18 protein-coding genes and 2 pseudogenes are annotated in these 20,187 nt (G+C 72.8%); 11 read left to right on the top strand and 9 right to left on the bottom strand.

Annotation, left to right across the window (positions count from 1 at the left end; translation table 11 throughout):
- The first annotated feature begins 206 nt into the window (after positions 1 to 206).
- The 6 genes from ACLQ2W_RS31030 (at position 207) to ACLQ2W_RS31055 (ending at position 5,215) form a co-directional block, all read left to right on the top strand.
- Positions 207 to 977, top strand: coding sequence for an N-acyl homoserine lactonase family protein (locus tag ACLQ2W_RS31030; RefSeq protein WP_425791075.1), 771 nt, complete (start codon positions 207 to 209; stop codon positions 975 to 977).
- Positions 970 to 1,938 (top strand): LLM class flavin-dependent oxidoreductase, encoded by a 969-nt coding sequence (locus ACLQ2W_RS31035; protein ID WP_425791077.1) that lies wholly within the window; start codon positions 970 to 972, stop codon positions 1,936 to 1,938. Before ACLQ2W_RS31030 ends, ACLQ2W_RS31035 begins: the two co-directional genes overlap by 8 nt.
- A 105-nt stretch (positions 1,939 to 2,043) precedes the next feature.
- Positions 2,044 to 3,138: an ABC transporter substrate-binding protein gene (locus ACLQ2W_RS31040; RefSeq protein ID WP_425791079.1), complete on the top strand. Its 1,095-nt coding sequence runs from the start codon at positions 2,044 to 2,046 to the stop codon at positions 3,136 to 3,138.
- Complete coding sequence (locus tag ACLQ2W_RS31045) at positions 3,123 to 3,902, top strand: ABC transporter ATP-binding protein (RefSeq protein ID WP_425791081.1); 780 nt, start codon at positions 3,123 to 3,125, stop codon at positions 3,900 to 3,902. Before ACLQ2W_RS31040 ends, ACLQ2W_RS31045 begins: the two co-directional genes overlap by 16 nt.
- Positions 3,903 to 3,905: 3 nt before the next feature.
- Complete coding sequence (locus ACLQ2W_RS31050; RefSeq protein ID WP_425791083.1) at positions 3,906 to 4,730, top strand: ABC transporter permease; 825 nt, start codon at positions 3,906 to 3,908, stop codon at positions 4,728 to 4,730.
- An 11-nt stretch (positions 4,731 to 4,741) separates the two neighbouring features.
- Entirely contained in the window at positions 4,742 to 5,215 is a 474-nt protein-coding gene (locus ACLQ2W_RS31055; RefSeq protein WP_425791085.1) for a RidA family protein, read from the top strand.
- A gap of 44 nt (positions 5,216 to 5,259) precedes the next feature.
- Here ACLQ2W_RS31055 and ACLQ2W_RS31060 read toward each other — a convergent pair whose 3' ends face one another.
- The 4 genes and pseudogenes from ACLQ2W_RS31060 to ACLQ2W_RS31075 all read right to left on the bottom strand — a co-directional run bounded on the left by ACLQ2W_RS31060 (position 5,260) and on the right by ACLQ2W_RS31075 (position 7,587).
- Positions 5,260 to 6,102, bottom strand: a complete 843-nt coding sequence (locus tag ACLQ2W_RS31060; RefSeq protein ID WP_425791087.1) for a hypothetical protein — start codon at positions 6,100 to 6,102, stop codon at positions 5,260 to 5,262.
- Positions 6,103 to 6,307: 205 nt separating this feature from the next.
- Positions 6,308 to 6,412, bottom strand: a pseudogene (locus tag ACLQ2W_RS31065) (IS5/IS1182 family transposase); the annotation flags it as partial.
- A 3-nt stretch (positions 6,413 to 6,415) separates the two neighbouring features.
- Positions 6,416 to 6,853 carry a hypothetical protein gene (locus ACLQ2W_RS31070; RefSeq protein ID WP_405093753.1) on the bottom strand — a complete coding sequence of 146 codons (438 nt, stop codon included), beginning with the start codon at positions 6,851 to 6,853 and terminating at the stop codon, positions 6,416 to 6,418.
- Between the two features lie 83 nt (positions 6,854 to 6,936).
- A complete protein-coding gene (locus ACLQ2W_RS31075; protein WP_425791089.1) occupies positions 6,937 to 7,587 on the bottom strand; it encodes a hypothetical protein in 651 nt (216 codons plus the stop codon).
- 256 nt (positions 7,588 to 7,843) lie between these two features.
- Between ACLQ2W_RS31075 and ACLQ2W_RS31080 the strand changes: the two genes are divergently transcribed.
- Positions 7,844 to 8,176, top strand: coding sequence for a hypothetical protein (locus ACLQ2W_RS31080; protein ID WP_425791091.1), 333 nt, complete (start codon positions 7,844 to 7,846; stop codon positions 8,174 to 8,176).
- Entirely contained in the window at positions 8,169 to 10,610 is a 2,442-nt protein-coding gene (locus ACLQ2W_RS31085) for a DUF4132 domain-containing protein (protein ID WP_425791093.1), read from the top strand. Before ACLQ2W_RS31080 ends, ACLQ2W_RS31085 begins: the two co-directional genes overlap by 8 nt.
- A gap of 67 nt (positions 10,611 to 10,677) precedes the next feature.
- Here ACLQ2W_RS31085 and ACLQ2W_RS31090 read toward each other — a convergent pair whose 3' ends face one another.
- Positions 10,678 to 13,293 carry a CHAT domain-containing protein gene (locus ACLQ2W_RS31090; RefSeq protein ID WP_425791095.1) on the bottom strand — a complete coding sequence of 872 codons (2,616 nt, stop codon included), beginning with the start codon at positions 13,291 to 13,293 and terminating at the stop codon, positions 10,678 to 10,680.
- Between the two features lie 179 nt (positions 13,294 to 13,472).
- Between ACLQ2W_RS31090 and ACLQ2W_RS31095 the strand changes: the two genes are divergently transcribed.
- The 3 genes from ACLQ2W_RS31095 (at position 13,473) to ACLQ2W_RS31105 (ending at position 15,991) form a co-directional block, all read left to right on the top strand.
- Positions 13,473 to 14,783, top strand: coding sequence for a S8 family peptidase (locus tag ACLQ2W_RS31095; RefSeq protein ID WP_425791097.1), 1,311 nt, complete (start codon positions 13,473 to 13,475; stop codon positions 14,781 to 14,783).
- Positions 14,784 to 14,919: 136 nt separating this feature from the next.
- Positions 14,920 to 15,555: an RNA polymerase sigma factor gene (locus ACLQ2W_RS31100; RefSeq protein ID WP_425791099.1), complete on the top strand. Its 636-nt coding sequence runs from the start codon at positions 14,920 to 14,922 to the stop codon at positions 15,553 to 15,555.
- Positions 15,530 to 15,991 (top strand): hypothetical protein, encoded by a 462-nt coding sequence (locus tag ACLQ2W_RS31105; RefSeq protein WP_425791101.1) that lies wholly within the window; start codon positions 15,530 to 15,532, stop codon positions 15,989 to 15,991. Before ACLQ2W_RS31100 ends, ACLQ2W_RS31105 begins: the two co-directional genes overlap by 26 nt.
- A 154-nt stretch (positions 15,992 to 16,145) precedes the next feature.
- Here ACLQ2W_RS31105 and ACLQ2W_RS31110 read toward each other — a convergent pair whose 3' ends face one another.
- The 4 genes and pseudogenes from ACLQ2W_RS31110 to ACLQ2W_RS31125 all read right to left on the bottom strand — a co-directional run bounded on the left by ACLQ2W_RS31110 (position 16,146) and on the right by ACLQ2W_RS31125 (position 19,507).
- Positions 16,146 to 17,174, bottom strand: coding sequence for a hypothetical protein (locus tag ACLQ2W_RS31110; RefSeq protein WP_425791103.1), 1,029 nt, complete (start codon positions 17,172 to 17,174; stop codon positions 16,146 to 16,148).
- A 147-nt stretch (positions 17,175 to 17,321) separates the two neighbouring features.
- Positions 17,322 to 17,942 (bottom strand): hypothetical protein, encoded by a 621-nt coding sequence (locus tag ACLQ2W_RS31115; protein WP_425791105.1) that lies wholly within the window; start codon positions 17,940 to 17,942, stop codon positions 17,322 to 17,324.
- 281 nt (positions 17,943 to 18,223) lie between these two features.
- Positions 18,224 to 18,676, bottom strand: a pseudogene (locus tag ACLQ2W_RS31120) (AfsR/SARP family transcriptional regulator); the annotation flags it as partial.
- Positions 18,677 to 18,769: 93 nt separating this feature from the next.
- Positions 18,770 to 19,507: a DUF899 domain-containing protein gene (locus ACLQ2W_RS31125; protein ID WP_425791107.1), complete on the bottom strand. Its 738-nt coding sequence runs from the start codon at positions 19,505 to 19,507 to the stop codon at positions 18,770 to 18,772.
- Between the last annotated feature and the right edge of the window lie 680 nt (positions 19,508 to 20,187).

Below are 20,187 nucleotides of genomic sequence, written 5' to 3' on the forward strand. Positions count from 1 at the left end.
CCGTCGTTCGGTCGTTCCGTTAGCGGGAACGTCGTTCCTCAAACCGTACCGAGTGCCGGACCCGCTGGTCAAGGAGAGGAAACGGCGATCCGCCAGCCCTGGGCTTCGCTCTCACGCGCTGTTACGGTACCGCTCTCCGGAATGGTGTTCCACCAACCGGTCCGACGTTGAGCAATCGACGGGTGGTCCGTCGGGGCGGGAGGACGATGACATCGCAGATCGTGCCGGTACGGGTGGGCCGCGCCCCCGGCATCCGGCGGGCCGACCTGCTGTGGGGGCAGCACCCCGGGGAGACGGTGGAGAGCCCGCACATCATCTGGGTGGTCCGGGACGACCGGGGCGACGTGACGGTCCTGGACACCGGCTCGCCGGACGCGGAGTGGGTGACCCGGCACCACCGGCCGTTCGAGCGCACCGCCGAGGAGGAACCGGCCGTGGCGCTCGCCGCCGCCGGCGTGGACCCGGCCGCGGTCCGGACGGTCGTGCTCAGCCACCTGCACTACGACCACTGCGGCAACAACCACCTGTTCCCGAACGCGGAGTTCGTGGTGCAGCGCAGCGAGGTCGCGTACGCCATCGCGCCCTACCCGGTGCACCAGGCCGCCTACGAGGCGCCGGCGCTCGGCTTCACCCCCCGCTGGCTGGCCACCATGGACCGGACGCGGCTGATCGAGGGCGACGTCACGCTCCGTCCCGGTCTGCGGTTGCTGCACATCCCGGGGCACACCCCCGGCATGACCGCCCTGGTGGTAGACACCGCCGCCGGCCGGTACGCCCTCGCCGGGGACCACTGCGCCCAGTTCGAGAACTGGCGGGGCGCCGGGCCCTACCGGGTGGTCCCGTCCCGGACCCACGTGAACCTGGCGGACTACTACCGGTCCTTCGACCGGTTGGCCGAACACGCCGACGTGGTGCTCCCCGGCCACGACATGCGGGTGTTCGACCAGGCCAGCTACCCGGCGGTGGACCGTGGCTAGGCTCCGGCTGGGTGTCCGGCTGCCCGAGGGCGGGTCGGACGTGCGCCGTACCGTCGCCCAGGCGGTCGCCGCCGAGGCGATGGGGTACGACTCGGTCTGGCTCGGCGAGCACCACGGCTACCCCACCTACTGGCCCTCGCCGCAACTGGTGCTGGCAGCGGTCACGGCCCGGACCGACCGGGTCCGGCTGGGCACGAACATCCTGATCCTGCCGCTGGCCGACCCGGTCCGGCTGGCCGGGGAGTTCGCGTTGCTGAGCAACCTCAGCGAGGGCCGGGCGGTGCTCGGCGCGGGGATCGGCTGGGACGAGCCGGAGTTCGCCGCGTTGGGCGCCAACGCCCGCCGGCGGGGCGCCGTCACCGACCGTCACCTGGCCCTGATGGACCGCCTCTGGCACCAGGAGTCGGTCTCCTACCGGGACGACGACCGCACCCTGGCCGACTTCACGCTCTCCCCCCGTCCCGCCTGGCCGGTCCCGGTCTGGGTCGGCGGCCGGTCGGTCGCGGCGATGCGCCGGGCGGCCCGCCACGGCGAGGCGTGGTTCCCGGACGCGGCGCTCACCGTGGACGAGGTCGTCCACGGCTTCGCGACCGTGGACCAGCACCGGGCCGCCTCGGGTCGGCCACCGGCCGCGTTCCGGCCCCTGGTCCGACACGTGGTGCTGGGCGAGACGGACGCGCGGGCCCGGCGGGACGCCGAGGAGTACCTGCGCGTCTCGCACGAACTGCACCTGCTGCGCGGCAATCCCATGGTGACCCGGGCCAGCGTCGGGGACTTCGCGAGCCGGCTGGCCGACCGGTACGTGGTCGGTGACCTCGACACCTGCGTCGACTGGGTGCGACGACTGGAGACCGAGGTCGGGGTGACCGATCTGGTGGTCAAGTTCGCCGGTCGGATCAGCGGCGACGACGCGCTGGCACAGATGGCCGACTTTGCCGCCGCCGTCCGGGCGATGTCTTGACAGCGATCCCGACCACTCCTAGCTTCATCGTCCATAGAAACAATGTTCCGCCAAACGGAACATGACAGTCGGGGGCCCATCCGGAGCGGTCGTGGAGGTAGTCGGATGATCAGAAAGCGGTTGTTCCTCGCCGGAGTGCTCGCCGTGGCGCTCTCCGCCACCGGGTGCGGCGACGACGGCGCGGGCGGCGGCACCGACGCGAACGGAGTCAGCAAGGTCCGCTACGTCTACTGCGCCGAGACGCTCGCCGCCAGCGGCGCGCCGTTCTGGATCGGCGAGAAGCTCGGCTACTTCGCCGAGGAGAAGATCTCCCTCGAGATGCTGCCCGTCGCCGGCGGCACCGGCGCCTGCCTGCAACTGCTCGCCGCCGGTCAGGCCGACATCTCCGCGCCCAGCCCGGACGTGCTGGTGCAGGCCGCCGCGGACGGACGCAACCTGGACCTGCGGTACTTCTACGAGGTCGCGCCGACGTTCCTCTTCGACGCGACGGTCCTGCCGGACAGCCCGGTCCGGTCCTTCGCCGACCTCAAGGACGCCACCATCGGCCTGGCCTCCCTGGGCGGCAGTTTCGAACTCTTCGCCAAGGCCGGCCTGCGCGCCGCCGGCGTCGACCCGGCCTCGGTCGACTTCGTCGCCGTCGGCACCGAGGCGGCGGCGGCCGAGTCGCTCAAGAAGGGCGACATCGACGCGCTGGTCATCAACGACGTCCGGTACGCCGCGTTGGAGGCCGCCGGATACCAGTTCCGCTACCTCGACAAGCCCGGCGTGACCGCGGACCTCTTCGGCGCCGGGCTGCTGGCCCGCAACGCCTGGCTGACCGAGAACCCCGAGGCGGCGGCGGGATACGCCCGCGCATACACCAAATCCGTGCTGTTCGCCAAGGCGAACCCGGAGGCGGCCATCCGCATCCACTGGGAGCAGTACCCGCAGTTCGCCCCCACCGGCGACCGGGCCAAGGCCATGCAGGCCGCGCTGCCGGTGCTCAAACGCCGGATCGACGTGATCGAGGACGACGGTTCGGCGGAGAAGCCGTACGGCCAGTTCACCGCGGAGTCGTGGCAGGCGTACGTCCAGTTCCTCGGCGTCCAGGACAAGGTCAAGGACGTCTCGGCGTTCTACACCAACGACGTGGCCGCCAAGATCGGCGCGATCGACGCGGCGGCGGTCCGGGCGAAGGCGACCTCGTGGCCGACCTCGTGACCCGGGCGCCGGTGGTGTCGGCCCGGGGCCTGTCCAAGGTGTACGGCACCCGGACCGGCACCCCGGTCGTCGCCCTCCAGGACGTGTCGTTCGACGTGGCCGAGGGGGAGTTCGTCTCCATCCTCGGCCCGTCCGGGTGCGGCAAGTCGACCCTGCTGCGCATCGTCGCCGGCCTGACCGGCGAGACCGGGGGCACGGTGGACATCAACGCCGCCGGAGCCGGACCGGGAACCGACGTGGGCCTGATGTTCCAGCAGGCGGTGCTGCTGCCGTGGCGGACCGTCGAGCAGAACGTCGCCCTGCCCGGGATCGTGGCCGGCCGCCGGTTCCGGGACGTACGCCCCCGGGCCCGGGCCCTGATCGAGATGGTCGGGCTGGACGGGTTCGCCGAGAAGTACCCCGGCGAACTCTCCGGCGGCATGCAGCAACGTGCCGCGCTGGCCCGCTCGCTGTTGCAGGATCCCCGGCTGCTGCTGCTCGACGAGCCGTTCGGGGCACTGGACGCGATGACCCGGGACCAGATGAACCTCGAGGTGGAGCGCGTCCGGCAGCAGACCGGCAAGACCATCCTGCTGGTCACGCACAGCATCGCCGAGGCGGTGTTCCTCTCCGACCGGATCATCGTGATGACCGGACGCCCCGGCACGATCCGCGAGATCGTCGACGTCACCCTGCCCCGGCCGCGCGAACTCGAGGTCACCGGCTCGGCGGACTTCGGCGCGTACACCAACCAGATCCGTCAGCTTCTCGACCGACCGGAGTGACGCATGGCAGTGTCGGAGAATGTCCTGTCCGCCCGCAAACTCCCCGGCGGCGCGGAGCCGGCCGAGCGACGCCTCACCGCGCGACTCTGGTTTCCGGTCTCCCTGGTGCTGATCATCGTCGGCTGGGAGGTCGCGGTCCGGGTCACCCAGGTCAACTCGGTGCTCGTCCCCACCCCGGTCAGCGTCGTGCAGTCGCTCTGGCGCGGGCTCGCGCAGACCGGCCCGGCCAGTTTCTACCCGCACTTCTGGCGCACGCTCCAGGAGGTGCTGCTCGGGTTCGGCGGCGGCGTGGTCATCGGCCTCCTGCTGGGCGGCCTGGTCGCCATCTCCCCCACCGCGCAGGCGATCATCCGCCCGTACATCGTCATGATCGAGGCGGTACCGAAGATCGCGATCGCCCCGCTGATGGTGGTCTGGCTGGGCTTCGGCATCGAGTCGAAGGTCGCGCTGGCGGTCCTCGTCACGTTCTTTCCGATCTTCGTGAACACCGTGTCGGGGATGCGTTCGGTGCCGGCCGAGCGGCTCGAACTCATGCGCTCGCTCCGCGCGGGCCGGGCGCTCACCATCCGCCTGGTGATCGTGCCCAGCGCCCTGCCGTTCATCTTCGCCGGCCTGGAGATCGCCGCGGTCTACGCGGTCATCGCCGCGATCGTCAGCGAGTTCGTCAGCGGCCAGATGGGGCTGGGCGTGCTGATCCTCCAGGCCAACTTCCGGCTCGACATCGCCACCGTCTTCGCGATCCTCATCCTGCTCGGGCTGATGGGCATCGGCATGACGAAGCTGATCGAGCTGGCCCGCAAACGCATCGTCTTCTGGGACGGGAACTGAGGAGCAGCCACATGGAGATCGAGAAGAAGATCGCGGAACTGGGCCTGGAGCTGCCGGTGCTGCCGGAGAAGCCGGGCACCCGCCGGGTCCGCGCGGTCCGCACCGGCAACCTCGTGTACCTCGCCGGCCACGGTCCGTTCCACGAGGGGGGCTACCCCTTCAAAGGCCCGGTCGGCGTGGCCATCGGCGTCGCCGAGGCGCGGGCGGCGACCCGCTACAACGCGCTCGCGCTGCTCTCCTCGCTGCGCCGGGAGATCGGTGACCTGGACGACGTGGTCCGGATCGTCAAGATCAACGCGTACGTCTACGGCGAACCCGGCTTCAACAAACCGTCGGTGGTCGCCGAGGGCTGCTCGGACCTGCTCATGGACCTGTACGGCGAGCGCGGACGGCACGCCCGGTCGGCGGTCACCGTCGCCGCGCTGACGCTGGACATCTGCTGCGAGACGGAGATGATCGTCGAGGTGCGCCCGCCGCAGGCATGACCTTGGTCGAGGGGAAGGAGCCCGGTCCGTGACGGACGTCGTGGTCAGTGCGGCAGCTCGGCGGCGCAGCACGCCTCACCGTCGGCAGCGAGCAGGCCCGCGAAGTCCGCACACTTGATCTTGAAGCGGCCGCGCTGGCCCCAGCCGCTCCCCCACGAGTTCTGGAACAGGTACGCCTGCTCGGAGTCCAGCCGGTCCAGCATCACGTAGCAGTGCCCGCCGGCCACCCTGCCGGTCGGCTTCACGTAGCCGTCGGCGTCCGGGTGGAACATGTCGTCCGTCCAGTTGGTGCCGACCACCACCGAGCCCTGGGTGTCGATCCACTGGTCGATCTCGGCCAGCGAGCCGGCGAACGCGAACGCCGCGAGCCGGCCCCGGTCGCGCAGCGCCAGCGCCCCGGACCGGACGGTCGAGCCGTTCTCCGCCCGCGGCTCGCCGTCGATCACCTTGCACTCGTAGTACAGCGCGTGCGCGTCGGCGTTCTGGAACTCCCCCGGCACCGGCGTCGCGTCCACCCAGCCCGTCCAGCCGAAGCCCACGCAGTGCCCGGTGTCGCCCTGGTCGAGCTGGATCGGCAACTGCCAGGCCGGGGCCCCGTCACCGGCCGGCGTCGGGCCCGGCGCGGGTGGGGTCCCGCCGGCCTGCTTCTTGAGCCAGCGCCAGAAGACCAGGTACGCCCGCCAGTCGGTGAAGTAGGTGGTCTCGCTCAGCACCTGCTCGATGGTCCGCTGCCGGATCTCCTCCGGCGGCTCGGCGATCTCCATGAGCCGCGGCAGCGACCAGTCCCGCGGGTCCGGCCGGTACACCCTGCCCAGCAGACGGGGGCCGATCACCTCGCTCGCGCTGCGGTCCGGTGGGTCCTGCGCCAACCGCCGGTTCAGCTCCATGACGGCCTCCCTCTCCGACCAACACCAGCAGGGGTGTCCCACTCCCACGATGCGCCCCGGCCGGCGGCCGGCACAGTCCGGTTACCGACTGCCGGCCCAAAATCCGCTGGCCCGGTGGGCTCGGGATCGGCATTCCACTACCGGATTCGGATGGTCTGCGCCATGCAAACCAGAAGAACGGTCGGTTGTCGACAATGAGCCATTTTCATCGTGGGTAGCGGGCGTCCTCGGCGGCTTGAAGAACGAGGATGGCTTGCCCGATCGCGGTGGCGCGGCGGGGGCAGCAGCGCAGCTCGGCGAGGATCTTCCAGTTTCAGAGCTCGACCAGGGCCAGCGTCCACTGGCCGTGAGCGTCTTCCCAGAGGGTGACGACCTCGCCGACCGGGACCGAGTTGTACTCGTGCCGCTCATCTTCCTCGTAGTAGTCGCCATCCTCCTCGATCACCGCGACGATGCGCAGGGCGTCCTCGCGGGTGCCGTCGGTGGCTGCCCGGATGCGGGAGACCCGCCACTCGACGCCGCTGAGGTCGCGGCCGATGAGCTCACTCCCGGGCACGAGATTCTCGTCGTCGCCATCGATCTCGAAGAGAGTGCCGGGACCGTCGACCAGCAGCGTATCCGTGTCGCCGATCATCAGGCTTTCGTCGATGACCTGTTGTTCACCGCGGAGTACCGCCGGGTCGAGCCAGGCCGGCCGCCGGTCGAGTCCGACCTCGCTGATGAAGTTTCCCCAGGCGTAGAGCGCATACATGCGCGGCATGCTACAGAGCGGCAAGATCCTTGCTTGTTCGGGAGGAACGCCGTGGAGCATCGCGGGAGACGCCTCGATTGCGGTCAGGCGTCAGGGGTCCAGGGTTCTCCGACGCCCGCGCGTACCGCGGTGCTCCCGGGCGGTAGGTCAAGAACGTCGATCAGGGTGGGGTCCTCGTCGACGGCATGGTGCAGGTGTCCGATCTTGCCGGTGCCGCCGCTCGCGTCAGAGGCTCCGATCAACTGCCAGACGCCGTCGTCCGCGTCGTGACTGACGAACAGGACCGGCTCGTGGCGTTCGAAGACTTCAGGGGTCTGGATACAGGTGGTGCCGAGCAACCAGTGCCGCATCCAACCGGCTCGCCGATCATGCCGCATGACGTGGTCGGCGACCCACCAGACGAACGGCAGGTCCTCGTGGGCGCGCGACTGATCCGCGCTCAGGTGCGGGCCGCCCTGCGGGACCTGCTCGAACGGCTCATCGACGAGCGAGAACGCGTGACCGTCGTCGTGCGCGAAAATGACGGCGTGGAACGTGCCACCGCCAGGATTGCCGGCGCCAATCCCGATGGACAGGCGGGCGATATGCGGGTCTGAGCCGGTGGTCCAACCGAACGCGTACGAGGCCAACTCGCCATGCGGCCCCACGAACTCGCCGAACGCACGCCGGTCCATGCCACTGACATCGGCCGTGGGCGCCTCAACCAGCGCACCCTCCAACACCTGGATCTCCACGCCGGCAACATAGCTGATCGAGCTTGGTCGGGTTGAGCCGTCCATGGGCTGCATGACGTCTGAGGCGGTCAGCACGGGTCGGTGGGGTGGCCCGATCGTGGGATTCCTGGTCCTGGTGTCCGGGCGACTGAACGAGTCGTTCCGTCGGACCGTCGTGCCATGATCCCGCTCACCTCAAGGCAAGGAGCACGACGCGATGGCCACGGTGACGGTTCGGGACGAGACAGCGACGGGCAGGGCGATCGATCAGTGGCCGTTGACCGGCTTGCCCGAGCGCATCCGCGCACGGGAGCTGGTCCGGTTGCGGGTACGCGAGGAGGTGGCGCGGTTCAACGCCGACCAGGCGGACCTCTTCCGGGGCCTGGTGCGGCCGACCGACGCGGAGACGACGTTGAACGGCTACCGGGTCGGCCGGGGCCGGCGGCTGGACTGGGAGCGTCAGGCGGACGCGGCGTGTGCCGCCTTCGCCCGCAACGGCTTCGTGTTGCTGGTGGGCGACCACCAGGTCGAGGATCTCGACGAGGAGATCGACCTGCTCGCGGATCCCGAGGTGGCCTTCGTGCGGCTCGTTCCCCTGGTGGGTGGCTGACGTGCGGGGCTGGGCGCGGCTGCTTCCCGCGCTGGGCGCGGCGGACCGCCGGAGGGTCGAGACCGGTCTGGTCGACGCGGACGCCCGGATTCGGGCGGTGATCGGGAGAACGACCACCTACTACTGGGGCGCGTCGGTGACCCGCACGCCGGAGTGGACCGTCACCGAGTCGTGGTCGGCCGAGCTTCGTCGCCGCGCCGCACTGGCCATGCACCTGGAGGCGGCGACCAGTTCGAGTCCGACCGCACTGAACGACGTCCTGCGGAATCTCGCCGACGGTGGGCCCGAGTGGACCCGGGCGGATCTGCTGTGGTGCCTGGAGGTGGCCGGGCGCGGGCACGGCTACGACGACGCCGCCCATCTGGAGTTGCCGGCGACGATCGCCGGGCACCTGACCCCCGCCGACCTGGCCGATCTGGCGCCGGCGCTGTCGGCCCTGTTCGCCGAACTCACCACGCGCCACGTCCCGTCGGCCGGTCCCCGACGCCGGGTCGTCACGCTGATCGGGGAGGCGCTCGACCGCGCCACCGGTCGCCGCGTGCCGTCCTGGTTGCTGCACCACGGGGACGAGTTCGGTCCGCTCGTCCGCGCCGGCCTGGGTGACGTCCTGGCCGCCCCGGGTGTGGCCGAGTTGCTGACGCACTGCGCCTCGCTCGACAAGCCGGCGGCGCCGGCGCGGTGGCTGCGCGTCCTCGACGGGCACCTCGCGAGCGCCGCCGACGGGAAGAAGGCGGTCCACGCGGTCCTGGCGGCGTTCGTCGCCCACCACCGGTCCGTGCACGACGACACGGACCGTCTCCTGCGTGGCCTGGCCTGGGCGCTGTCGCGGGAGTCGGACGAGGCGGCGACCGACCTGCTGGCCGGGGTCACCGCCGTCGCCTCGGCCGCGCCCCGCCAGGCGTCCGGTTTCCCGCACGCCCAGCGCACCGCGATCGCGGCCGTGCGACTGCTCGCGGAGCGCGCCGGTGAGGCGCCGGTGCGGACCCTGGCGCGGCTCGCGGTGACGGTAAAGAACAAGGCGGTACGCAGTCGGGTGCAGACCGCGTTGGCGCACCTCGGCACCCTGCGCGGGTGGTCGCTCAGCGAGGTGATGGAACTCGCCGTCGACGACCACGGGCTCGACTCCGACGGATGCCGGCGGACCCCAGTCGGCCCGTACGAGGCGACGGTGCGGGTCGAGGGCGAGAAGGCGCGCCTGACCTTCGCGCGCGGCGGCACCGCGCTCAAGGGTGTCCCGGCGGCGGTCAAGGAGACGCACGCCGACGAGCTGAGGCAGCTCCGTGGCCTGGTGAAGAGCGTCAACGCGACGCTGACCTCCGAACGCCAGCGGGTGGAGGCGCTGCTGTCCGAGGACCGCACCTGGACGTATGCGGACTGGGTGTCCCGCTTCCCGGACCACCCGATCACCGGAACGTACGGGCGGCGGCTGCTCTGGGAGACCAGCACCGACGGGCGGCGCTGGTCGGCGGGCCTGCCCCGCAGGGACGGCGACGGGTGGACGATCGTCGGTCTCGACGGGCGACCGGTACCCGGCGATCGGGTCCGGTTGTGGCATCCCGTCCGCGCTCGGGTGGACGAGACCCTCGCCTGGCGGGAACGGGTGCTCGCCGCCGGCCTGACGCAACCGTTCAAGCAGGCGTTCCGCGAGGTCTACCTGCTCACGCCGGCCGAGGAGCGGACCGGCTCCTACTCCAACCGGTTCGCCGGGCACATCCTGCGCTACCGCCAGGCGAACGCGCTCATGCGCGCCCGCGGCTGGCAGGCCGGTTACCTGGGCACGTGGGACGGCGGATACGACAGCGAAGCCACGAAGCTCTTCGGCGGTGGCGCCTGGCGGGCGTCCTTCCACCACCAACTCGTCGACACCGACGACCCGGGCGACCACGACGTCCACCACTGCGCCACCGACCAGGTGCGCTTCGCCCGATCCGACGGCGCGACCTGGCGACCCGCACCGGTCGCGGACGTACCGCCGCTGGTGTTCACCGAGGCGATGCGGGACGTGGACCTGTTCGTCGGCGTCACCTCGATCGCCACCGACCCGCAGTGGGCCGACCGCGGCGAGGACCGGTTCCGGGACTACTGGCACCGCACCGCCGTCGGGCCGCTGGCCCCGTCGGCGCAGGTACGCCGCGACGCCCTGGCCCGGCTGCTCCCCCGCATGGCCATCGCCGACCGGGTCACCCTCACGGATCGGTACCTGCACGTACGCGGGACAATGCGCGGCTACCGGATCCACCTCGGCTCGGGCAACATCATGATGGAGCCCCACGACGCCTACCTGTGCATCGTCCCCGCACGCGGCGGCACCGGGCGGCTGCACCTGCCGTTCGAGGACGACCCGATGCTCTCGACGATCCTGTCGAAGGCGATCATGCTCGCCGCCGACGACACGATCACCGACCCCACCGTGCTGCGGCAGCTCGTCCCATGACCGACTGGAGCAGCTCGGCTGGATCGCCGACGCTCCCGCCGCCGCCGAGCGACCGTTCCCGCTCCGGTCAGCCGGCGCCGAAGCAGACGAACGCCGCCGCGGTGGCCCGGGCGGGACCGTCGCCGGCCGCACCGAAGGCCCGCTGCGCGTCGGCGAGGGCTCGCGCCGGGCCGGCACCCGCCCGCATCCGCGCGTGCAGGTCCAGCATCAGTGCCGTGGTGGGCTCGGCCGGCACGGGCAGCACGGTCGCGATCAGGCACCGGGCGCCGAGCGCCAGGAGCACCGCGGTGAACCCCATGACCTCGTCGCCGGGGCGCAGCCCGGTCAGGCCGGAGTCGCAGGCGGAGAGCACCACGCAGCCGGGCGGCCGGGCGACCGCCTCCCACTCGTGGGCGAACAGCGGCCCGTCGGCCAGTTCCAGGGTGGAGAACTGCGGGTTGTCCGCGCGGAACGTGCCGTGGGCGGCGATGTGCACCAGCCCCGCCCCGTCCAGCGCGGCGGTCAACGCCGCGGCGGTGGCGTCGGACCCGGTGAGCCGCCGCGCCCCGGGCAGGACCTGGGCGAGCCGGCGCACCTCGAGGTGCCCGGCCGGCAGGCGCGGGCCGGCGGCCAGGACCGGCGGCCCAATCGGCAGCTCCCGCCGGTCCGCGCCGAGCCAGGCGGTGGCCGAGGGGGCGACGGTCACCGGACGCCCCGCGCAGGTGGGCAGCGCCGACCAGGGCACCGCGTGCAGCGCCCCGACCGGGACGATCACCAGGGCCCGGTCGGCCAGCCGCGGCCGCAGCGGGGCGAACAGCAGCCGGTCCAGGGCGGTCGCGGCGTGGCCGGCCCCCGCCCGCGCGGCGGCCTCGTCGCCGGTGGTGACCAGCCGGCGCAGGGCGAACCGGTGCCGGCGGGCCAGGTCCACCGCGGCGGCGAGCGGGCCCAGGTCGTGCAGGCTGGCCCGGCCGTCGCGGACCAGCACCGCCCGGATCCGGTCGCCGTGGGCGACCAGCTCGACCAGCACCCGGGAGCCGAGCCGCGCGGCCAGCGCGCCCACCCTCGGCGGGGCCAGCACGACGCCCCCACCGGGCACCCGCCGGGCCAGGTCCCGGATGCGCTGCTCCAGCCGGGCCTGCCGGCCGCGCAGGGCGGTTGCCGGGCGGCCGGCCAGCACCTCGTCTTCGAGCAGGCCGCTGACCAGTCGGAGCTCAGCGAGCGCCGCCACCAGGTCGGGGTCGGCCGGGGGCCGGGCCGGCCGGGCCCGCAGCGCATTGGCCCGCCACCGCTCCGCCCACGCCAGAACCCGCGCCGGCGCGCCCGCCCGGACCGCGATGTCGAGGCCCTCGGCCGCCAGTTCCTGACCGTACGCTCCGCTGTGGGCACGCAGCTCCGTCGCGCCGAGCGACACCCGGTGCCGGTCGAGCACGGCCAGCCCGCGGCGCAGCGCCCGGGCGGCCCCGGGCTCGTCCCCGCCGAGCCGACGCGACAGGGCCAGGGCGTACCAGCCCTGTGCCCGTCGGTCGGCGGTGCCGCGACGGCGGGCCCGGGCGGCCACCGCCAGCAGGTTCCGGGCCCGGCCCGGCCGCCCCAGCGCGGCGGCCACCAGGCCGGCCTCGATCCGGGTGGTCAGCGCCGGCCCCGGCCACCCGGTGCCGTCGAGCTGGTCGGCGGTACGCGCCATGGCGGTGAGCAGGCGCGCCGAGCGGGTGCCGCGACGGTACTCGGCGCGCAGCTCGACGTGCCGGGCGAAGGCGGCCCAGGTGGGCCGGCCCTGGCGACGGAACCGGGCCCGGGCCGCGGCGGCGGCCTCGGTCGCGGTGTCCAGGTCCGCGGCGAGCAGCGCCGCGCGGGCCCGGGCCAGCAGCGCCTCGGCCAGGTCGGAGGCCATGCCCCGGCGCCCCAGTTCCCGGACGGCCGCTGTCGCGACCACCACCGCCTCGTCGACCAGCGGCACCGACAGCAGCAGCTCGACGCGGTCCAGCAGCAGCGCCGGCCGGGGTACGGCGAGCCGCCGGTACTCCTCGTCGACGGCGGCGAAGCAGCGCAGCGCGCCGGCGATGTCGCCACGCTGGCCGGCTGCGATGCCGCGGTTCCAGCGGGCGTCGGCCGCCGCGAGGTCCAGGCCCAGCCGTTGGAAGGCGGCTGCCGCGCGGGACAGGTCGTCGTCGATGCCGCCGGCGGCGCCCCGGTGGGCGTTGAGCAGCCCCCGGTTGTTGCGCGCCCGCGCCTCCAGCAACAGGTCACCCTCGCGCAGGGCGATGTCGACGGCCAGGCCGTAGTCGCGTACCGCCTCGTCGTAGCGGCCCCGGTAGTGCAGCACCACGCCCCGCTGCATCCGGGCCCGTCCGGCGTCGGCGCCGACGAGCTGCGGCAGCGCGGCGGTCACCGCGCGCAGCGCCGCGGCGGTGTGACCGGCGTTGGCCAACACGTAACCCAGGCTCATCCGGGCCAGCGCCCGGGTCCGGGGCGTGCCGGCGGCCCGGACCGCGCGGCGCAGGTGGCGCAGCGCGCCGGGCAGGTCGTTGAGCTCCCGCAGGGCCAGACCGACGGCCCGCTCGGCGGTGGAGCGCTCGTCGGCCCCGGCCGCGGGCCCGGCGGCCAGCACCCGCTGGGCGATCGCGATCGCCTCGCGCGGGTAGCGCTGGACGGCGTCGAGCGCCGCCTGGGCCGTGCCGGCACCGGAACCGGTGCTGTCGGGCATGCCCAAAGAGTCCCCGAACCGATGCCCGACCGTCAATGTCTGCGCGGGCCTGTCGGGAATCCGCACCAGCCCTTAACGTCATTGACATCCGCCTATGCTTTGGAAGAATCGACGGCACCCGGGAAACGTGGCTCACGCCGGCCATTGGCGGACGCTTCTGCCGACCGCATGGAGGACCCGTGTCGCCTGACCACCCCGCCGCGCCGCGCCCGGCCGGCCAACTGTCCCGACGGCGGCTACTGGCCGCGTCCGCGCTGGCCGCCGCGGCGTCGTTCGCCGCCGGGTCCCGTGCCGCCCCGGCCCACGCCGACGGCGCGGACGACGCCGCCTACCAGCGCGCCTTCGACGAGGCGCTGGCCGCCGACAAGAACGTCCGCCGGCACACCACGTCGGGCCGGGAGTTCCTCTACCGGCCACGGCAGCTGCTCGCCGCCGACGCCGACGCCCAGCGGGTCATCGCCCGGCTGCGTGCCCTCGGCCACGTGGTGGTCGTGGGCGACGGCTTCGCCGGGGTCACCCGGCTGCTCTTCGACCGGGAGACCGACGTTCCCGCGCTCGTGACCAGACTGCGCGACCCCCAGCAGTGGCCGGGGCAGCCGGCGCCGAAGGTGCAGCCGCACCACGTGCTGCTGGGCCTCGGCAACATCATGGGCAACCCGGGCGGCCCGCCCACGACGGTCGCCGCGCTGTCGCCGCCGGACCCGGCCCGGCTGGGTGAGGGCGCCGGAGTGACCGTCGGGATCTGCGACACCGGCATCTGGCGGCAGGCCGGCGGCTACCACCCGCAGTGGCTCGGCGGGGCGTACCTGCCGGAGGTCGACGACGAGGACCCGCTCTACGTGCACACCGACGTGCTCGCCCCGCAGGGCGGGCACGGCACCTTCGTCGCCGGGGTGGTGCGGCAGGCCGCGCCGGGGGTCCGGGTCGATCCGGAGCAGGCGCTGAGCGCCACCGGCGTCGGCGACGAGGCGTCGGTGGTGGCCGCGACGGCCCGACTCGCGCCGGCGGTGTCCGTGGTCAACCTGTCCCTGGGCGGGTTCACCCAGGACGACCAACCGTCGCTGCCCCTGGCCAACGCGGTGGCCGCGTTACCCGCGACGAGCGCCGTGGTCGCGGCGGCGGGCAACGCCGGCACCAGCCGGCCGACCTGGCCCGCCGCGCTGGGCCGGGTCGTCGCGGTGGCGGCGGTCAGCCAGGGCGCCGGTGGCGTGGTGCCGGCCACCTACAGCGGGTACGGGCCATGGGTCGACGTCTGCGCGGTCGGCGAGCGCCACAGCACGTACGTCGAGGGGCAGTTGCCGCTGCCGGGCCGGCCGACCCGGGTGTTCCACGGCTTCGCCGCCTGGGCGGGCACCTCGTTCGCCACGGCACACGTCTCCGGTCGGCTCGCCGCGCTGATGACCGCCGGCGGCCTGAGCGCCGACGCGGCCCGGCTGACGCTGCTCGCCGCGCCGCGCTGGCACCCCGACTACGGCGTGCTCGTCGGATGAGCGGGCGGGCCGCGAACGAACCAGCAGCACCGTGCGGTGGTGGTCCCGGCCGGCGGTGGGCGCAGCGAGGCAGCGGCGGGAACGAGCGGTCGCGAGTGGCGGCGCAGTGCCGCACCAGCCGACGGACGGCGTCGCCGTGACCGACCCGAGCACGACCGGCCTGGTGACCGCCGCGGCGGGCGGCGACGAGTCGGCGTGGGTGGAGCTGGTCCACCGGTACACCCCGCTCGTCTACTCGGTGATCCGGTCGTACGACCTGAGCCGCGCCGACGCCGCCGACGTCAACCAGACCGTCTGGCTGCGTCTCGTCGAGCAGCTGAGCCGGGTACGCGATCCGCAGGCCCTCGCCTCCTGGTTGGCGACCACGGCCCGGCGCGAGTGCTACCGGCTGTCCCGCCTCGGCCGCCGCACCCAGCTCTTCGACCCCTACGACGAAGCGCTGGACGCGTACCATGGCTTCTCCCGCACGACGGACGTGGCGGCCCCGGACGAGGAGCTGCTCCGCGCGGAGCGGCGGCAGGCACTGCGGGAGGGCTTCGCGCAGCTGCCGCCGCGCTGCCAGCAACTGCTGGCCCTGTTGACCGCCGACCCGCCGGCCAGCTACCGGGAGGTCTCCGAACGGCTGAGCGTGCCGGTCGGCAGCATCGGGCCGACCCAGGCCCGATGCCTGCGGCGGCTACGGGACTGCCCGGCGCTCGCCCCGTTCCTCGGCACGACCGCGACCCGGACGAACGGAGGTGAACGCGATGGAGCCGTTGCCGCCGGCCGATGACGCGGCCCTGACCGCCGAGCTGGGTGCGGCGCTGCGGGAGACCGGGTCGGTCCCGGAGGAGTTCCTGACCGCCGCGCGGGCGGCGTTCGCCTGGCGAAACGTCGACCAGGAGATGGCGCTCGCCGAGCTGATGTTCGACTCGGCGTGCGACACGACCCCGGCGCTGACCCGGTCGGCCGGGTCGACGCGCACGCTGTCGTTCCGCAGTGCCGTGGTGGCGCTGGAGATCGAGGTGTCCGACGCCGGCATCGTCGGTCAACTCTCCCCGCCCCGGGGTGGGCGGGTGTCCGCGCAGACCGCCTCGGGCACGTACGCCGAGGCGCCGGTCGATGCGGTCGGCTTCTTCTCGCTGGGCGCTCCCCCGCCCGGCCCGGTCCGGCTGCGCGCCCACACCGACGGCTACGTGGTGGCCACCACCTGGGTCTCGCTGCGCTGACCCGCCGCCAACACCGCCGCCAACACCCGCGACGGCTCCGCGACCGGCCCCGTCCCCCCGGGGGCGGCGGCGCTCGCCGGGACGCCCGGACCGTCCCGGCGAGCGCGCGGGGGCCGCGGGCTGCCCAGGCCCACGACCCCCGCTGGTGGCCGGGCTACTGCCGCCCGACGCCGATCAGGTACTCCACCCCACCGAGGTCGGTCCGTTCCGCCCCGCTCGTGTCCGGGCCGAACTGGGTCACGTCGAGCGCGAACTCCTTGTCCGAGGCGACCGCGGCCGCGAAGGTGAGGGAGAACTCGACCCGCTCACCCGGTTCCAGCAGCAGGTTGCCGAGGCTGGCCTTCGCCGGTTCGACGACCTCCAGTTGGTTCCTGCCGACCTCGCGTACGCCGGTGCCGACCTTGCCGCCGGCCTGCCACCGCTCGAACAGAGTCGGCCCGAGGTCGACGACGACCCGGCCGCCCACGTTCTGGATCGGCTCCCCCGGCTGCGTGAAGACCAGGTCGTTCTTGGTCGCCACCCGGAGCGAGTTGCCGATGGCGAACGGCCGCACGACCGGCGTCCCGCCCGCGACGAGCCGCACCGAGTCGACGTTGCGCCAGGCGATGTTGTTGTTGTTCCGGGTGTTGGTGCTGATGTCCGGCCCCTCGAAGGTCATCGGATCGGTGGCGGACACCCACCTGGCCAGCAGGCAGAAGTGGCCCGGCCCGGGCACTCCGGTCCACGGGATCGTCACGGTCGTGGTGCCGGCGAAGGCGGTCACGCTCATCGCGCCGATCTGGGTCCAGTGCGTCGGCCAGACGGCACCACCACCCGGCGTCGTCCGGTAGACCCGCAGCACGCCGCTGCTGGTGCCGGTGCCGTACGGGCCGGGGTTACGCAGCTTGATGAAGATGTAGTTGGTGACGCCGACGATCGGGTTCTGGCTGACGGCGCACTCGACGGCGGTCGGGCAGACCTTGATGTCGGGGCTGGCCCACAGCGGGTTGTACGAGTGGGGCTGGACGCCGACGTCAGCGGCGACGTCCCGGATGTAGACGTCGGTGCGGGCCGCTGCCGCCTTGTCCTGCCGCGCCTCGCCCGGCGCGGCGGCGGCCATGGTGACCGCCAGCAGGGCGGCCAGCGCGGTGCCGGTGAGCACGGCCAGCGCCGAGCGGCGGACACGTCTTCCTACGTTGCCCATGACAGGCCTCTCCCATCGTCGAGGGACCGCCGACCCGGCGTTGTCGCCTACCCGGCCGACGCGGTGACGTTGTTCAGGAGCGCCTGGCGGCGCGTTTGATACGTCCGGCGGGACCGGTCACCGTCAGATGGAGCGAGGACGGACGGATCAGACGAATGTCGAACGCTTGCCGGCCCACCCGGCGCGGAGGTGGCTCGGGACAGCCGCGAGAGCCGGTGAACCGGGCATTTGAGCGCTCTGAGGGAATCGGTTGACTCCGGTCGTCGCCAGCAGCCGGTCACGCGCGGCGCTCCGCTCGGCGGCGGTCTCGCTCGCGTGCAGCAGTTCGGTGGCGTACCGGTGGAGAACGTCGTGCTGCCGGAAACGTCCAGGCGCGGACTCGTCGATCAGGTGCAGGCGGGCGAGTGTGGTCAGCGCCGCTCCGCCTGCGCCGGGGACATCCCGGCGACGCTGGCGGCGGCCGGCACCGTGATCTCCTGCCAGGCGCGCGCCCGCGATCGTCAGAGCGAGCGGAAGGCCGCCGCATGCGGCGACGATGTCACCGAGCGCATCCGTCGTCGTGCCGCGACCGCTCCCGAGCCGCGAGCGCAGCAGAGCGCGCGCGGCCGGCGGCGGAAGCGGGCCGAGAGCGAGCGGCTGAGCAGCCGCGGCCGCCACCAGGCCGGTGCGACAGTCGCGGCTCGTCACCAGCACCACGCTCCGGGAGGCGGCGGGCAGCAGGGGGCGGACCTGGTCGGCGGTACGGGCGTTGTCCAACACGATCACCATGCGCCGGGTGACGAGCAGGCTGCGGTTCCGGGCCGCCAGCGCGCGGCAACTGCGCCGGCCGGGTGAGTCCGTCGAAAGCCTGGTCGGCCGCACCGCCGCCGAGCCCCTCCGGCTCGGCTTGCCGCGGGCGGCTCAGCGCCGACCCGGACGACACCGGCACGAGGTCGCCCCGCAGCAGCTTCCCGTGCAGGGTCTGAAGCTCCCGTCCCGGCTCGGTGCCCAGTTGCTCCGCCAGCAATTGACGGGTCGCCGCGTAGTGGCACAGTGCCCTCCGCGCCCCGGCCGGCTGCGGCGTACGCCCGCATCAACGCCGCCACCAGGGTCTCCACCAGCGGATGTTCGGCACTGGCCTGGAGGAGTTCGGGAAGCACCAGTTCCGGGGTGTTGAGTTCCACCGCCGCGGCCGCCCAGGAGGTGAGCGCGATGATGCGCTTCTGCTGCCATTGCTCCCGCACCTGCTCGACCCACTCGCCGGAGAGGTCGGCCAACGGACGATCACGCCACAGGTCGAGTGCGGCCCTCAGCAGCTCCGCACGCTCCCGCACCGGATCGCGGTCGGACAGGGCACGGTCGAGCAGGGATTGGAAGCGGTGCGCGTCGACAGCGTCCGGGTCCATCTCCAGTACGTAACCACCCGATCGATGGGTCAGTGCGGCGGGACAGCTGCTGAGGTCGCTGCGCACCTGCATCGGACCGAGAAGCCGCAACGTCAGCATGCATCGACGTTCGTGCATGCCTGCACGGAACACACTCTCCTCGGGAGGCGGCCGACACTGTCGAAGGTTCGGGCGGGATCAGCCAGCCCGAACCGTTCGGAAGCGACCCGGTCAGTGGCAGCTGGGCCCGTCCGCCGCCGACTCGTACTTGTCATGGTGCTTGAACAGCATGATTCCGGTTCCGACCTCCTGCCGGCCCAGCGGCGTGAAGTCGAGGTAGTTGTAGGTGCCGAGCACGATGTCCGGCCCTCGCCCGTACGTGGAATAGGTGTGGAAGACGTTCGAGCCGTCCCGGAAGAAGACGCTCAGCCCGTGCTGCTCACCGCTCATGTGGTGGGTCAGGCCCTCGCGCTCCAGCGTCGCCTTGTCTTTGTAGTTGTACTCGACCGGGGCGACGGACTCGTCCACGGTGACCTTGAAGTCGTAGTTGAAGTCGGTTCCGAAGGAGGACACCCACGGGATCGTCCAACCCATTCGCGCCTTGAACTTCTCGATCTTCTCCGCCGGCGCCCGGGAAACGGCCGCGAACGACGTGTCGCGGGAATTCAGATGCCCGAGGTGCGCCACGTTGTCGACGAGGAACGAACAGCTCACGCAGCCCTCGTCCCAGCTCGGATCGAACATGAAGTGGTACGTGATGAGCTGCCGGCGCCCCTCGAACAGGTCGAGCAGGCTCTTCTCGCCCGACGCGGACCGAAACCGGTAGTCCTTCTCGACGGGTGTCATCGGCAGGGCCCGCCGAGCTGCCGAGACTTCGTCCCGTGCGTCGGTGAGCGCCTTCTCCTTGGCGAGCAACTCCATTCGCGCGCGCAGCCAGTCCTCGCGGGACACGATCTGCGGACCACTCATCCGGTCTTCTCCTCCCATGCAGGGTCGGCGACCCTGCCGAACGGGCTCGGTGCCCGGATCGCGTCGCCGCTCGGCGCGTCGAGTCGCTCCTGGGCCATCGGCGTCGTCGTGCACCTGGACACCACGGCCGGGAGCGCGATCCGGTACGACGCAGGCACGATCACCAGCGACGGGCCGAGGGCGTTCAGGCTCGCCCTTCTGGCCCGGTACGCCGACCCCTCGGGCTCACCACGGAACGCGGCCCGCGACAAGGCGTCGTTTCAAGCCGATCAATGCTCACCGGGGAAAGATAGTACGGGCCGGTACCCTCATCTTCTTCTGCATTGCTCAATCCGACCGTCGCCGAACGGGAGCCGCGCGGGCGCGGGATCCCGTTCTCGCAGATCAGCCAGGAATGCCGCCGCTACTGGACGACAGCCGCCGGCAATTCGTCAACGACGAAGTGGCCGGTGCCGACGATCTGTGCTTTCGCGCCCGCTGTGGACGTGTGGCTGCTCCTACGCGCGCCAGCGGAACCTGGCCCCGCCGGCCGTAGGCGTGCACGTGGGCGATCTGCACCGGCGCTACGACCGGGCCGGGAAACCGAGGCGACAGTGGTGGGGGGGGGGGGGGGGGCCCGCCCCCCCCCCCCCCCCCCCCCCACCGGGGCGGGGGCGCCCCAGCCGACAGAAAGAGGGTGG

The organism is Micromonospora sp. DT227, assembly GCF_049841835.1.
GTDB lineage: Bacteria > Actinomycetota > Actinomycetes > Mycobacteriales > Micromonosporaceae > Micromonospora.

Bases quoted from the DNA above. Each gene is read 5' to 3' on its own strand.
- ACLQ2W_RS31030 (WP_425791075.1), top strand. From the start codon at position 207: ATGACATCGCAGATCGTGCCGGTACGGGTGGGCCGCGCCCCCGGCATC.
- ACLQ2W_RS31060 (WP_425791087.1), bottom strand. From the start codon at position 6,102: ATGGAGCTGAACCGGCGGTTGGCGCAGGACCCACCGGACCGCAGCGCG.
- ACLQ2W_RS31115 (WP_425791105.1), bottom strand. From the start codon at position 17,942: ATGGTGATCGTGTTGGACAACGCCCGTACCGCCGACCAGGTCCGCCCC.
- ACLQ2W_RS31125 (WP_425791107.1), bottom strand. From the start codon at position 19,507: ATGAGTGGTCCGCAGATCGTGTCCCGCGAGGACTGGCTGCGCGCGCGA.
- ACLQ2W_RS31050 (WP_425791083.1), top strand. From the start codon at position 3,906: ATGGCAGTGTCGGAGAATGTCCTGTCCGCCCGCAAACTCCCCGGCGGC.
- ACLQ2W_RS31055 (WP_425791085.1), top strand. From the start codon at position 4,742: ATGGAGATCGAGAAGAAGATCGCGGAACTGGGCCTGGAGCTGCCGGTG.
- ACLQ2W_RS31105 (WP_425791101.1), top strand. From the start codon at position 15,530: ATGGAGCCGTTGCCGCCGGCCGATGACGCGGCCCTGACCGCCGAGCTG.
- ACLQ2W_RS31090 (WP_425791095.1), bottom strand. From the start codon at position 13,293: ATGCCCGACAGCACCGGTTCCGGTGCCGGCACGGCCCAGGCGGCGCTC.
- ACLQ2W_RS31040 (WP_425791079.1), top strand. From the start codon at position 2,044: ATGATCAGAAAGCGGTTGTTCCTCGCCGGAGTGCTCGCCGTGGCGCTC.
- ACLQ2W_RS31110 (WP_425791103.1), bottom strand. From the start codon at position 17,174: ATGGGCAACGTAGGAAGACGTGTCCGCCGCTCGGCGCTGGCCGTGCTC.
- ACLQ2W_RS31070 (WP_405093753.1), bottom strand. From the start codon at position 6,853: ATGTATGCGCTCTACGCCTGGGGAAACTTCATCAGCGAGGTCGGACTC.